At 70.3% G+C, this 12,753-nt stretch carries 11 protein-coding genes; 6 read left to right on the forward strand and 5 right to left on the reverse strand.

Going from position 1 to position 12,753, the window contains the following annotated elements; all coding sequences use genetic code 11:
• Positions 1-106 precede the first annotated feature (106 nt).
• From ACFWBQ_RS37170 to ACFWBQ_RS37185, 4 genes are all read left to right on the forward strand, one after another.
• Entirely contained in the window at positions 107-952 is an 846-nt protein-coding gene (locus ACFWBQ_RS37170; protein WP_385508146.1) for an NAD(P)H-binding protein, read from the forward strand.
• A 123-nt stretch (positions 953-1,075) separates the two neighbouring features.
• Positions 1,076-2,275, forward strand: coding sequence for an NAD(P)/FAD-dependent oxidoreductase (locus ACFWBQ_RS37175; protein ID WP_385508149.1), 1,200 nt, complete (start codon positions 1,076-1,078; stop codon positions 2,273-2,275).
• A 95-nt stretch (positions 2,276-2,370) separates the two neighbouring features.
• Positions 2,371-2,562: an acyl carrier protein gene (locus ACFWBQ_RS37180; protein WP_385508153.1), complete on the forward strand. Its 192-nt coding sequence runs from the start codon at positions 2,371-2,373 to the stop codon at positions 2,560-2,562.
• Between the two features lie 13 nt (positions 2,563-2,575).
• Positions 2,576-3,619 (forward strand): ketoacyl-ACP synthase III family protein, encoded by a 1,044-nt coding sequence (locus ACFWBQ_RS37185; RefSeq protein ID WP_385508156.1) that lies wholly within the window; start codon positions 2,576-2,578, stop codon positions 3,617-3,619.
• Between the two features lie 60 nt (positions 3,620-3,679).
• On the opposite strand, the gene ACFWBQ_RS37190 is transcribed toward ACFWBQ_RS37185, so the two are convergent.
• From ACFWBQ_RS37190 to ACFWBQ_RS37210, 5 genes are all read right to left on the reverse strand, one after another.
• The gene (locus ACFWBQ_RS37190) at positions 3,680-4,786 is read right to left on the reverse strand and encodes a winged helix DNA-binding domain-containing protein (protein ID WP_385508159.1); all 1,107 of its coding nucleotides are present in this window, start codon (positions 4,784-4,786) and stop codon (positions 3,680-3,682) included.
• Between the two features lie 96 nt (positions 4,787-4,882).
• Positions 4,883-5,905, reverse strand: coding sequence for a zinc-binding dehydrogenase (locus ACFWBQ_RS37195; RefSeq protein ID WP_385508161.1), 1,023 nt, complete (start codon positions 5,903-5,905; stop codon positions 4,883-4,885).
• The gene (locus ACFWBQ_RS37200; protein ID WP_385508167.1) at positions 5,902-7,146 is read right to left on the reverse strand and encodes a cytochrome P450; all 1,245 of its coding nucleotides are present in this window, start codon (positions 7,144-7,146) and stop codon (positions 5,902-5,904) included. Before ACFWBQ_RS37200 ends, ACFWBQ_RS37195 begins: the two co-directional genes overlap by 4 nt.
• Before the next feature lie 32 nt (positions 7,147-7,178).
• Complete coding sequence (locus tag ACFWBQ_RS37205; RefSeq protein WP_385508170.1) at positions 7,179-8,300, reverse strand: epoxide hydrolase family protein; 1,122 nt, start codon at positions 8,298-8,300, stop codon at positions 7,179-7,181.
• A 76-nt stretch (positions 8,301-8,376) separates the two neighbouring features.
• A complete protein-coding gene (locus ACFWBQ_RS37210; RefSeq protein WP_385508173.1) occupies positions 8,377-9,603 on the reverse strand; it encodes a cytochrome P450 in 1,227 nt (408 codons plus the stop codon).
• A gap of 182 nt (positions 9,604-9,785) precedes the next feature.
• Here ACFWBQ_RS37210 and ACFWBQ_RS37215 point away from each other — a divergent pair, with 182 nt between their 5' ends.
• Entirely contained in the window at positions 9,786-10,832 is a 1,047-nt protein-coding gene (locus ACFWBQ_RS37215; RefSeq protein WP_385508177.1) for a CaiB/BaiF CoA transferase family protein, read from the forward strand.
• A 98-nt stretch (positions 10,833-10,930) separates the two neighbouring features.
• Positions 10,931-12,700, forward strand: a complete 1,770-nt coding sequence (locus ACFWBQ_RS37220) for an MFS transporter (protein ID WP_385508180.1) — start codon at positions 10,931-10,933, stop codon at positions 12,698-12,700.
• The last annotated feature ends 53 nt before the right edge of the window (positions 12,701-12,753 follow it).

Consider the following 12,753-nt stretch of genomic DNA (forward strand, 5'->3'; position numbering starts at 1 on the left):
CTTAGGGCCTGTTCGACCCTGACCGCCGAACAGGCCCGTAGGGCCGACGGTTTCCGTCGGCCACCCCACCATCCGGGCCGGTACCGCACTCGACGGGAGTACCACCGTGACCATTCTCGTAACCGGGGCACGCGGCAACGTCGGCCGCCGCGTCCTCGACCGCCTGCACGCCGCGGGCCACACCCTGCGCGCATCCGGCCGCACACCTGCGGAGTTGAGCGTTCCGGCCGGAGTGGACGTCGTCCAGCTGGACCTGAACAGTCCGGACACCTTCGATGCCGCCCTCCGAGGCGTGGACAAGGCGTTCCTGTACGCCGAGTCCGAAGGCGCCAAGGACCTCTTCGCCGCTGCGGCCAGGGCCGGGGTCCGGCATGTGGTCCTGCTGTCCTCGTCCACGGTCGGCGGCCCCGACGCCGCGACCGACCCCCTGGCCGTGCACCACGCGGCGGTCGAGGACGCGCTCGCCGCGTCGGCGCTGCCGGGCACCGTTCTGCGACCCGGCGCCTTCGCCGGCAACGCGTTCGGGTGGAGTGACGCCATCCGCCGGGGACAGCCCGTCCGACTGCCGTACGCGGGCGCCCACACCGCGCCCGTCCACGAGGACGACATCGCCGATGTCGCCGTGGCCGCCCTCACCGACGAGACGCTCGTCGGCCTCTCCCTCACCCTCACAGGGCCGCAGTCGCTGACCTTCCGTGAGCAGCTCGGCATCCTCGCCGAACTCCTCGGACGCGAGATCGCGGTGCAGGAGCTCACCCGGGAGCAGGCGGTCGAGCAGATGGGCCGGTTCGTGCCGGCGCCGATCCTCACCTCGCTGCTCGACCAGTGGGCCGCGGCGGTCGGGCATCCGGCCGGGACCACCGACACCGTGGAACGCCTCACCGGCCGGCCTGCGCGGACCTTCGGCCGGTGGGCCGGGGAGAACCTCGGCGCGTTCGCCGCCCAGGACTGATCGAGCGGGTCTCAAGAAGGGGCTGCGAAGGTGCCCTCAGATTGCTCCTAAGCCGGTGGGCCGGGCGTCGTCCGCCCGGCCCACCGCCAACCGAGGGGCATGTCCGTGACTTGGAGGTCCGGAATGTACGACGTCATCGTGGTGGGGGCTCGCGTTGCGGGTGCCGCCTCCGCTCTGCTCCTGGCGCGGGCGGGCCATCGGGTGCTGCTCGTCGACCGGGCGCGGTTCCCCAGTGACACGCTCTCCACGCACTACATCCACCAGCCCGGGATCGCACGGCTCGCCCGCTGGGGGGTGCTGGACGCGGTCCGAGCCACCGGGTGCCCGGCGCTGGACAGGACGATCTACCAGGTCGAAGACGTCCGGCTGGACGGCGGCACCGTCCCGCACGAGGGCCAGTCGGCGGCGTACGCACCGCGCCGGTATCTGCTGGACCAGATCCTCGTCGACGCGGCCGTGGCCGCCGGGGCGGAGTTCCGGGACGGCTGCTCCGTGTCCGGGCTCGTCTTCGACGGGGACCGGGTCGTCGGGGTCAAGTGCCGCTCGGCGGAAGGCAAGCCGGTCGAGGAACGGGCCCGCCTCGTGGTGGGTGCGGACGGGATGCGGTCGGCAGTGGCCAAGGCCGTGGACGCCCCGTACACGGTCCAGGACCCGCTGATGTCCTGCATCTACTTCACCTACTGGCAGGGCATCAAATCCCAGTTCGAACTGTATGAGCGCCCCGGCCGCTGGATCGGCGCGATACCGACCAACGACGACGCCACCCTGATCGCCGCGTACTTCCCGCAGGCGGAGTTCAACCGGGTGCGCGGCGACGCGCTGGAGCACTACCTGGAGAACATCCGCGCCACCGCGCCGGATCTGTACGCGCGGGCGATGGACGGCGGTGAACGCGTCGAACGGCTGCGCGGCACCGGGGACCAGCAGAACTTCTTCCGTACACCGGCAGGCCCCGGCTGGGCGCTCGTCGGCGACGCGGCACACCACAAGGACTCGATCACCGCGCGCGGCATCAGCGACGCCTTCCTGCAGGCCGATCTGCTGGCCGCGTCGGTCGGCGGCGTACTCGATGACCCGGTACGGCTCGCCGAGGGGCTGCGAAGTTACGGGGAGGAGCTCCAGGACGAGCTCTTCGAGGGCTACCGCAACACCCTGTTCGTGAGCCGTCTGGAGGTCACGCCCGACCGGATGGCGATGCTCCGCATGGTCCAGGAATCCCCGGACCTGACGGAGCGCTACTTCGCGGTGGCCGCCGGCGGCATGTCCGTCGACGACATGTACGACGAGGAGCTGCACAGCCGGCTCGAGGCCGAAGCGGCATGACGCCGACCGCGCCCCCTGACCCGGGCCACCAACCGACGCAGAAGACAACGGAGGCACCAGTGACCGCAACGGAGTGGGAGAGGGAGCTTTGCCTGATGTTCGGCGAAGTTCTCGGTATGCCGGACGTCGATGTGGAGGACAGCTTCTTCGACCTGGGCGGGCACTCCCTCCTGGCGTCCAAACTGACCCGGCGCGTCCATGAGGCGTTCGGGATCAAGATCCCGGTACGCCGCGTCTACCAGGCGCCCACCCCCGCGACTCTCGCGGCGTACCTCTACGCGTCCTGAAGGAGAGACTGACATGCGCTGGAACAACCTGTACGTCGCCGGTGTGGGTGCGTATCTGCCCGAGCGGATCGAGACCGCCGAGGAGGCGATCGCCGCGGGCAGTTACACGGAGAAGAAGCGGTCCCTGAACGGCTTCCGCTCGGTCCATGTGGCCGCCGAGAACGAGACCGGCCCCACGATGGCGGCGATCGCGGGGCGCCGGGCGGTGGCCAGGTCCGGACACGAGAACGACGAGTTCGGCCTGGTCCTGCACAGCTACATCGGACACCAGGGGCTCGACTTCTGGACACCCGCGAGCTTCGTGCAGCGCGAGACGGTCGGCGGCACGGGGCCGGCGTTCGAGATCAAGCAGGGCTGCAACGGCATGCTGGCCGCCTTCGAGGTCGCCTCCTCGTACGTGACCTCCCGCCCCGATGTCACCGCGGCCCTCATCACGGGCGGCGACGCCTTCCGGATGCCCTACATCGACCGCTGGGGTTCGGACGAGCAGAACGTCGACGGCGACGGCGCCGCGGCCCTCGTCCTGTCCAGCCGCGGTGGTTTCGCCCGGGTCCGCGCCACGTTCTCGCACGCGGACCCGTCGCTGGAGCCGATGGGCCGCAGCGGGGCCGGCTGGACGGACGCCCCGTTCTCCGGGGGAGCGCCGGTCGGGGTCAGCGAGCGCAAGTCGGACTACCTGCTCGCCGAGGACATGGACTTCGACGACGCGATCGAGAAGATATCCGCCAGCGTGCAGCTCTCGATGAAGCAGGCCCTCCACGAGGCCGAGGTGGATCTGCCCGACGTGCGGTACTTCCTCCACCAGAACCTCGCCCTGTCGATCGTGACCCACGGGCTCTACGGTCTGCTGGGCGTCGACCGGGACCGGACGACGCACGAGTGGGGCCTGGGTACCGGCATGGTCGGCACCGCCGACCCCGTGCTCGGGCTGAACCGGGTCATGGAGAGCGGCGACGCGAAGCCCGGGGACCTGGTGGTCCTGCAGGCGGCAGGCGCGGGATACGTGTGGACCACGACGGTCCTGGAGATCCTCGACACCCCGGACTGGTCGAACTGACGGCGCACGACGGCGGGGGAGGGACCGGAAGCCCGGTCCCTCCCCCGCCGTCGTACGCCGTCAGTCGAAACGGATGTCGCGTGCGGTGGCGGAGGCCGCCGCGAAGGCGAGCAGGCCGCTCCCCTCCTCCGCGAGAGCGTCGCGGTCCTTCCTGCCCAGCGGGCCGAACGGCTCGATGACCAGAGTCGCAGCCCTGCGCGCCTGTTCGATCCGCCACAGCCCGCGTACGAAGCCGTCCACGAGGAACGTCGACCTGATCAGACCGTTGCGGGTGAAGACGAGCTTGCGTTGTTCGTCGGTGAGGATGCGGCTGCGGTCGGCATGCGACAGCAGGATGTTGTCGAACTCCGGCAGGAAGCGCACAGGGACGGGCATCCCCGGGTCGGGCCGGGGAGCGTCGGGCAGGTCGAGCAGCTCCAGTCCCCTCTCGTCGCGGAAGGTACGCAGCCGGGGCCTGAGCCGGTTCACCGAGTCGGCCAGCCGTGTCATTCCGGACCAGGCCTGGATGTCCTTGACGGTGGCGGGTCCGAAGGCCGCGAGATAGCGCTCGACCATCGCGTCGGGCGAGGTGCTCTCTGCGAGCGTCCCGCCGAGCCAGGACTCCGCCGTCGTGTGCACGGCCTGGCCGCTCTCGCCCCACAGGCCACGCGGCGGCACCTGCACGAGCGGCACCAGATTGCGTACGGCATTGGCCAGGGCGAACGGATCCCGGTCCGGCCAGCGCTCGGCGAGCAGGGTGCCCAGGCCGCCCAGCGCGAGCGGCTCCTTGTCGACCAGCTCACGGCCCAGCGCCGCCACTTCCGCGGTGTCCAGCCCTGCCAGCTTCCGGCCGAAGGTGCCCTTCAGCCCCTGCTCCAGGGCGCCCTGGAGCACCGGCCGTAGGGCCAGGCAGTCCTGCGCCGTGACCAGGTGGATCGTGCCCCGCATCAGCACCAGCCGGACCACCTCGCGGTCCCTGACCCTGTCCGCCAGGTCCTCGATACGGAAACCGGCCAGCCGGGTCCACAGCCCGATGTAGGGCGGGTTGGGCGCCTGGGCCTGCATCCCCACCAGATGTCCGACCGCCTGTACGGCCGACAGGCCGGCGCGCTCCAGCAGCAGCTGCCGGGCCAGCAGGCTCCGGTTGAGCGCCCGTCGGTCCAGCACGTTCGGGTCTCCTGTCACCACGACCGGATCCTTTCCTCGTATCCATGAAAGACGGTGGTGCCCCGGGACACGGCCCCGGGGCACCACCGCAGCACATAAGACCGACCTGAGCCGGTCTCAGCTCATCCTGACCAGCACCGTGCCGCTGTACTTCCGGCCGAGCAGTGCCACGAACGCCTCCGGCAGTTCCGCGACCCCGCCCTCGACGACCGTGTGCGGGAAGACGATGCGCTCCTCGCGCAGCCAGGTGCTGAACTGGGCGTTCCAGTTCTCGATCTGGTCGGGGGTGTGCAGCGTCGCGAAGCCGCGCAGCGTCAGGTCCTTGGTGATGGCGGACATCAGGGGCAGCCTGGGGCTGCCGCCGTCACCCGCGCCGTGCTGCCCGGACAGGGCACCGCACAGCGCGAAGCGGGCACCGCGGGCCGCGACCTGGACCGCGGCCTCGAACTGCTCGCCGCCCACGTTGTCGAAGACCACGTCGAGGCCGTCGGGAGCCAGTTCGGCGAGCTGCTCGGCCACCGGCCCCTCGTGGTAGTCGAACGCGGCGTCGAAGCCGAGCTCCTCGACCAGGAAGTCGATCTTCTCCTTGGAGCCGGTGCTGCCGATGACCCGCTTGGCGCCCCGCAGCTTCGCTATCTGCCCGGCCAGCGCGCCGACACCGTTGGTGGCACCCGATACGAACACCGTGTCGCCCTCGGCGACCGCCGCCGTGCCGACCATGCCGTGCCAGGCCGTCGGCCCCTGGGACAGGAAGTACTCCGGGCCCGGCAGCAGGGAGCGGTCACGCTTGAAGAAGCCGTGGGCGTTGCCGACCGCGTAGTCGCGCCAGCCGGAGAAGTGCTCCACGAGATCGCCGACGGCGAGGGTGCCGCTGTTCGACGCGACCACCGTGCCGACGGTACGGCCCCACATGGCGACCCCCGGCTGGAAGACCGGGATCGGTAGCTTCGTGTCGGGGTTCATCTGGTCGCGGGCCACCGAGCCGAGCGTCATCCAGTCGTTGCGTACGACGACCTCGCCCTCGGCCGGCGCGGACAGCTCCGACTCTCCGAACTCGAAGTGTTCCAGGGTGACTTCGCCGTCGGGGTAGGCCGCAAGACGGACCTCCCTGCTGACGGCGGGAAGCTCGACGCTGCTCATGTGGTGCTCCTTCTCAGGTGGACGGGGAGGCTGACCAGGTTGTGGTTCACATCGCCGGCCCTCCAGAGCAGCTCGCTCTCCGGGACGGCCAGCCGCGCGTCGGGATAGCGGGCGGTCAGTTCCTCCAGGGCGACGGCGAGCTCCACCCGGGCCAGCGGCGCTCCCAGGCAGTGGTGGATGCCGTACCCGAAGGCGAGGTGGGGGTTGACGGTCCGGCCGAAGTCGGCGGTCTCGGGGTCGGCGAACACCGATCCGTCGCGGTTGGCGGAGGCGAAGGAGAGGAACACGGCGTCCCCGGCGGGGATGACCGCGCCACCGATCTCCACGTCCTCCGTGGCGATCCGGGGCAGCCCGGAGGTGTCGTTGCCGGTCAGATTGACCGTACGGAGGAGCTCCTCCAGCGCCGCCGGGACGTCCTCGGGGTGCTCGCCGAGCCGGCGCCAGACGTCGGTGTGGCGGTCGAGCAGCGTCAGGGCGAAGTTGGAGATCTGGCCGGCGGCCGAGTCGAAACCGCCGCCCAGCAGCGTGTAGCCGAGCCCGACCAGCTCCTCGAAGCCGAGGCGGTCCTCGCCGTCGCGGGCGGTGATCAGAGCGGAGAGCACATCGTCGGAGGGCTCCGCCTGCTTGCCGGCCACGAGCCCGGCGATATAGGCACCGAGGTTCTCGCGGCCCTCGACGGCCAGCTCCTCGGGACCCGATACGTCGGCGAACTGGCGTACCCACGTGAGGAACTGGTCCCTGTCCTTCTCCGGCACACCCAGCAGCTCACAGATGACGGCCATGGCCAGCGGAGCGGCGAAGCCCTCGACCAGATCCACCGGGCCGGTGTCCGACTCCTTGTCCAGCACGTCCAGCAGCCGGCCGGCGAGTTCGCGCACCCGGGGCCGCATTCCCTGGATCCGCGCCGGCGAGAACGCCTGCTCGGCCAGAACGCGCAGCCTGGTGTGGTCCGGTGGGTCGAGCGAGATGATCATTCCGGGCGGGGCCTGGAACAGCCCGCTGAAGGAGGGGGCGTCCGGTGCGTACGAGGCGGCGCGGCTGAAGCGGGTGTCGTCCAGAACCGACTTGATGTCCTCGTGGCGGGTCACCAGCCAGGCATGACCGCCTCCGCTCCACTGCACCCGCGCGACGGGCCGCTCCGCGCGCAACTGCGTGAAGATCGGGTCGGGGCCCCGGTAACTCGTACCCGGGAACGGGAATTCGGGCAGGTCTTCACTCACCCCGGGCGTTCGGGCGGTCATGGGCAGTGCCTCCAGACGGAAGGTCTCAGGTCTCAGGTCAGCGTGCGGAAGAAGGAACGCAGCTCGTCGACGAGCAGCTCGGGCTGCTCCAGCGCGGGGAAGTGCCCGCCGTGCTCGTGGTCGGTCCAGCGGCGCAGATCGGTGAAACGGTGCGCGCACCAGGCGCGCGGCATCCGGGCGTCCTTGGGGAAGACGGAGCAGGCCGTGGGCACGTCGACCCGGCCGAGCGCCATCTTGTTGTGGCTCTCCCAGTAGATCCGGGCGGACGAGGTGGCGGTGCCGGCCAGCCAGGCGAGCGTCACGGCGTCCAGCAGCCGGTCGCGGGGAATGACCTTCTCGACGTCGCCGTCGTGGTCGCTCCAGGCCCAGTACTTCTCGATCATCCAGGCCAGCTGGCCGACGGGCGAGTCGGAGAGGCCGTACCCGAGTGTCTGCGGGCGGGTGGCCTGCAGCACGGAGTACGCGCCCTCGTTGCTCTGGAACTCCTTGAGCGCGGCGAGGCCGGCCAGATCCCGTTCGTCCAGCTCCACCTGTTCCTGCGGCGGCCGGGCGAAAGGCATCGCCAGGTGGATGCCCACCAGATGCTCCGCGTCGCTCTCGCCCAGGATTCCGGTCAGGAAGGAGCCCCAGTCGGTGCCGTGCGCCGCGTACCGCTCGTATCCGAGCCGGTCCATCAGCTCGGCCCATGCGGCGGCGGTGCGTTCCACCGTCCAGCCCGCCTCGGCCGGCTTGTCGCTGAAGCCGAAGCCGGGCAGCGACGGGCAGACCACGTGGAAGGCGTCCGCCGGGTCCTCGGGGTCCGTCAACGGGCCGATGATGTCCAGGAATTCGATGACGGATCCGGGCCAGCCGTGGCTGAGCAGCAGCGGTTTCGCCTGCGGGTGGCGTGAGGTCACGTGCAGGAAGTGAATGCCGAGACCGTCGATCTCGGTGCGGTACTGCGGCAGCGCGTTCAGCCGCGCCTCGGCCGCCCGCCAGTCGTAGGTGTTCTGCCAGTACGCGGCGAGCTCCCGGAGGTAGGCCAGCGGCACACCCTGCGACCAGTCACCGACCGTCTCCTTGTCGGGCCACCGGGTCCGGGACAGCCGCTCGCCGAGGTCGGCGAGATCCGCGTCGGGGAACCCGATGCGGAAAGGCGTGGGTGCCGTGCTCATACGTCTTCCTCCTGGACTGCCGCCGGGGCGTTGTGCCACGGCACGCTACGGACGCCTGCTCGAGCACGGGTCGACCTCACCACTTCACCGGCAGCTCCCACAGCCCGTAGATCACTGCGCCCTCCTTCCGGGGTATCTCGAGGAAGGGCTTGGCGAGCTGCAGCGTCGGAATGCGCTGGAACAGCTTGCTCCACACGATCTCCAGCTCCAGACGGGCGAGGTCCGCACCGATGCAGTGGTGCACGCCGTGCCCGAAGCCCAGGTGCTTGCGGCTGCCGCGGGTGATGTCGAGCTTCTCCGGCTCGGGGAACACCTCGGGGTCCCGGTTGGCGGCGAGGCCGAGGCAGAGGATGCCGTCGCCCTTGCGGATGGTCACCCCGCCGATCTCGATGTCCTCCAGGGCGACCCGGGGCACCGCGGTGTCACCGATCGTCGCGAACCGCACCAGCTCCTCGACGGCCGGCTTGACCAGCGAGGGGTCGTTCAGCAGGAGCTTCAGCTGGTCGGGGTTCTCCAGCAGGCAGGCCGTGCCGAGCGAGATCTGGCTGGCCGTGGTCTCGTGGCCGCCGTTCATCAGGAGCCGGACCATGTTGAACAGGTCGCGGTCGGTGTACTCCTCGCCGGACGCCTCGTAGTCGGCCATCGCGCGGCTGAGGAGGTCCTCGCCCGGCTCGCGCTTCTTCAGCTGGATGAGGTCGCTGACGTACGCGTTCACCTCGACGATCGCGGCCTGACGCTCCTCGGTGGAGCTGTGCCCGCCGAGCAGTGCCGTGCCGTGCTTGATGAAGAACTCGTGCCGGTCCTGCGGAATGCCGAGCAGCTCGCAGATGACCGTCATCGGCACCGGCAGCGAGAACGCGTGGTGGAAGTCCACCCCGGGCTCCATCGCCAGCAGCTTGTCGAGGTGGTCGTCGACGATCTCCTCGATCCGGGGCCGCAGCCGGCGCACCTGGCGGCTGGTGAACGTCAGGGCGGCCTTGCGACGGGTGTCGCTGTGCGCCTTGCCGTCGTAGCCGATGAAGGACGTCTCCGTGCGGTACTCGGGCGGAGCGATGAAGTAGAAGGGGAAGTTGTCGTGCCGGCGCGAGGCGCTGACCCGGGGGTCGGTCAGCAGCTGCCGGATCGTCTCGTAGCCGGCGATCGTCCAGATGCGGAGGCCGGATCCGGCCAGCGTGACCTGGGAGACGTCCTTCTCGACGATCTCCGCGTACTCCTTCGGAGGAGTGAAGGGGCACTGCCGTTTGTAGGGGAAGGTGACGGTCTCCGCCTCGGCGGTGCCCGGCTCCGTAGCACTGGTTGTCACAGTGGATCCTTCCTCGTGGGGAATCGTTCCTCGTGAAGAACGTCAGGAATCTGACGGCACAAAGTTCCCGGTGCACGGTGCCAGCGCCCCCTCGGGCACAGCTGGAGTCCGTGCTCCGGGGCGCGAGCACTGCCCGAGCACTGCCCGAGGGGGTCTCCGGCCCGGCTGCCTAGCCTCCCGGGATGGGCATAGCAGCGAGTGAGGGCCGGTCCACTGCGACCGGGCCCCTGAGCGGGCTGAGAGTGGTCGAACTGGCGGCGATCGGACCGGCGCCCTTCGCCTGCATGGTCCTGGCCGACCTCGGCGCCGAGGTGATCCGGATCGACCGCGCCGACGGCCGCCGCTCCTTCGAACAGTGGCATCAGGTCCTGGACCGCGGGCGCCACCGCATCGCACTGGATCTGAAGAGCCCCGACGACGTCGCGGAGCTCCTGCGCCTCCTGGAGAGCTCCGACATCCTGGTCGAGGGCTTCAGACCGGGAGTGGCGGAGCGGCTCGGTCTCGGCCCCGAGGTCTGCCTGGACCGCAATCCCGCCCTGGTCTACGCCCGCATGACGGGCTGGGGCCAGGAGGGACCGCTCGCCAGGACCCCCGGACACGACATCAACTACCTCGCGCTCAGTGGTGCGTTGTACGCGATCGGCGAAGCCGGCGGACCGCCCGTCGTCCCGGTGAACTTCCTGGGGGACTTCGCGGGCGGCTCGATGTTCCTGGTCGCAGGGATCCTCGCGGCCGTGTACGAGCGGCAGCGGACCGGCCGGGGTCAGGTCGTCGACGCCGCGATCGTCGACGGTGCCGGGGCGATGCTCGGCATGCTGGTCGGCATGGAGGCGGCCGGCCAGTGGCGGCACGAGCGCGGCACGAACCTGCTGGACGGCGGAGCGCCGTTCTACACCACCTACGCGTGCGCCGACGGCGGGTACGTGGCCGTCGGCGCCCTGGAGGAACGCTTCTACGCCGCGCTGCTGCACGGACTCGGGCTGCAGGGCGCAGGGTTGCCCGACCGCGACGACCCGCACAACTGGCCTGCGCTGCGCAGGGAGCTCGCGAGCCGCTTCATCACCGGGGACCGGGATCACTGGGCGCAGCAGTTCGACGGCACCGAGGCGTGTGTCACGCCGGTGCTGAGCGCCGCGGAGGCGCCATCTCATCCGCATCACCTGGCCCGCGGAAGCGGCCCTGCCGCAGTGGCCCCGCGGTTCAGCCGCACTCCAGTGGAATTCCACTGACATCGGGCATCCTGCCGTCCGATGGTCCAAGGCTGTCCAGCCACGTGCGGAACCCCCCAAGGACTACCCCGGTCCCCCCAAGATCTGAGAGGTACACCATGGCTATTTCCTCCGAGCAGGCTCCGTCCACGGAGACGGAGGTGGCAAGGGACGAGACGGCTGCGGATACGCGAACCGGTGCGGCGCTGCCCGACCCGAAGCGCTGGATGGCCCTGCTGGTGCTGCTCGTCGCCGCCTTCATGGACATGCTGGACGGCACCATCGCGAACGTCGCGGCCCCAGCCATCCAGCAGGGCATCGGCGGCGGTTACTCCGTCATCCAGTGGGTGCTGGTGGGCTATCAGCTCAGCTTCGCGCTGATGCTGATCCTCGGCGGCCGGCTGGGCGACATCTACGGCCGCAAGCGGATGTTCCTCCTGGGCGTCGTCGGCTTCACGGTGGCATCGCTGGGTGCCGGACTCGCCCAGGAGCCCTGGCAGCTGGTCGCGTCCCGCATGATCCAGGGCGCCTTCGCCGGAGTCATGGTTCCGCAGATCCTTGCCATCATCCACGTCACCTTCTCCGCCAAGGAGCGGGCCGGCGCCTTCGCCATGTACGGCGGTGTGGCCGGTCTGGCCGCAGCGGTCGGCATGGGTGCGGGCGGACCGCTGGCCGAGTGGGACCTCTTCGGCCTCGGCTGGCGGCTGATCTTCCTCATCAACATCCCGGTCGGCATCCTCGGACTGATCTACGCGCCGCGCGTGCTCCGTGAGTCCAAGGCGCCGCACGCCCTGAAGCTCGACGTCAGGGGCGTCGTCCTGGCCACTGCCGGTCTGCTCCTGCTGATCTTCCCGCTGCTCCAGGGCCGCGAACTGGACTGGCCGCTGTGGGGCTTCGTGTCGATGGCCGCATCGGTGCCGGTGCTGGCCGCCTTCATCCTGTGGCAGAAGAAGAAGACCCTCCTGGACGGCTCACCGCTCGTGGAGCTGGCGCTGTTCCGCATCCGCAGCTTCTCCTCCGGGCTCGGCGTCAACCTGGCCTTCTACATCGGCATCGGCATGTTCAACATCGGCTGGACCGTCTACATGCAGGTCGGCCTCGGCTGGTCGCCGATGCGGGCAGGCCTCACCAGCCTGCCGTTCTGCCTCGGTGCCTTCCTCACCTCCTCGGCGGCCATGGTCGTCCTGGTGCCCAAGTTCGGCCGCAAGGTCCTGCAGTCGGGCGCGGTCGTCACCGTGATCGGCGCGCTGAGCTTCCTGTGGGCGGCCGGCGAGTACGGCAGCGGCATCAGCTCCTGGCAGCTCGTGGTGCCGATGCTCCTGGTCGGTCTCGGCTTCGGTCTGATTGCCGCGCCGCTGCCGCAGATCGTGATCTCCGAGGTGCCGCAGAAGGACGCGGGCTCCGCCTCCGGCATCGTCCACACCAATGCCCAGCTCGGCTTCGCCGTCGGCGGCGCCCTGGTCAGCGTCGTGTTCTTCGCCGGGCTCGTGGGCAACACCGGCACGGCGATCGACGACCAGTCCGCCGAACTGCGCAAGGAGCTCGTCGCCACCGCCCAGCTCACCCCGGGAGAGGCGGACACCACCGTCGCGGCCTACCGGACGTGCGCGGTCGACCGGGTGGACGAGAAGGACCCGGCCGTCGTCCCGGAGAGCTGCGCCGTACCCGCACTCCGGAACGAGCAGGCAGCTCCGGTCCTGGCCCGCTACGCCAAGGACGCCACCGGTACCTCCTTCGCCGGCAGCCTGCAGACCACCCTGTGGGTCTTCGGCGGAGTCGTCGTCCTCGCCTTCCTCCTGATGCTCGCGATTCCGCGGCAGATGCGGCTGGAAGCCCCCGAGGACGAGGACGAGCCCGGCAAGACCCCCGAGGCCGCCCCGGCGTCCTGACCCCGTAACACCCCCGCTCACGGTGCGGCGGGAGCGGACGGCCTCTGCCGTCC

Origin of the sequence: Streptomyces sp. NPDC060035 (assembly GCF_042736635.1) — a bacterium.
Lineage (GTDB): Bacteria > Actinomycetota > Actinomycetes > Streptomycetales > Streptomycetaceae > Streptomyces.

What these genes read in the sequence shown, in the direction of transcription:
- ACFWBQ_RS37175 (WP_385508149.1), top strand. Translation starts at nt 1,076, where the DNA reads ATGTACGACGTCATCGTGGTGGGGGCTCGCGTTGCGGGTGCCGCCTCC.
- ACFWBQ_RS37180 (WP_385508153.1), top strand. Translation starts at nt 2,371, where the DNA reads ATGTTCGGCGAAGTTCTCGGTATGCCGGACGTCGATGTGGAGGACAGC.
- ACFWBQ_RS37185 (WP_385508156.1), top strand. Translation starts at nt 2,576, where the DNA reads ATGCGCTGGAACAACCTGTACGTCGCCGGTGTGGGTGCGTATCTGCCC.
- ACFWBQ_RS37195 (WP_385508161.1), bottom strand. Translation starts at nt 5,905, where the DNA reads ATGAGCAGCGTCGAGCTTCCCGCCGTCAGCAGGGAGGTCCGTCTTGCG.
- ACFWBQ_RS37200 (WP_385508167.1), bottom strand. Translation starts at nt 7,146, where the DNA reads ATGACCGCCCGAACGCCCGGGGTGAGTGAAGACCTGCCCGAATTCCCG.
- ACFWBQ_RS37205 (WP_385508170.1), bottom strand. Translation starts at nt 8,300, where the DNA reads ATGAGCACGGCACCCACGCCTTTCCGCATCGGGTTCCCCGACGCGGAT.
- ACFWBQ_RS37215 (WP_385508177.1), top strand. Translation starts at nt 9,786, where the DNA reads ATGGGCATAGCAGCGAGTGAGGGCCGGTCCACTGCGACCGGGCCCCTG.
- ACFWBQ_RS37220 (WP_385508180.1), top strand. Translation starts at nt 10,931, where the DNA reads ATGGCTATTTCCTCCGAGCAGGCTCCGTCCACGGAGACGGAGGTGGCA.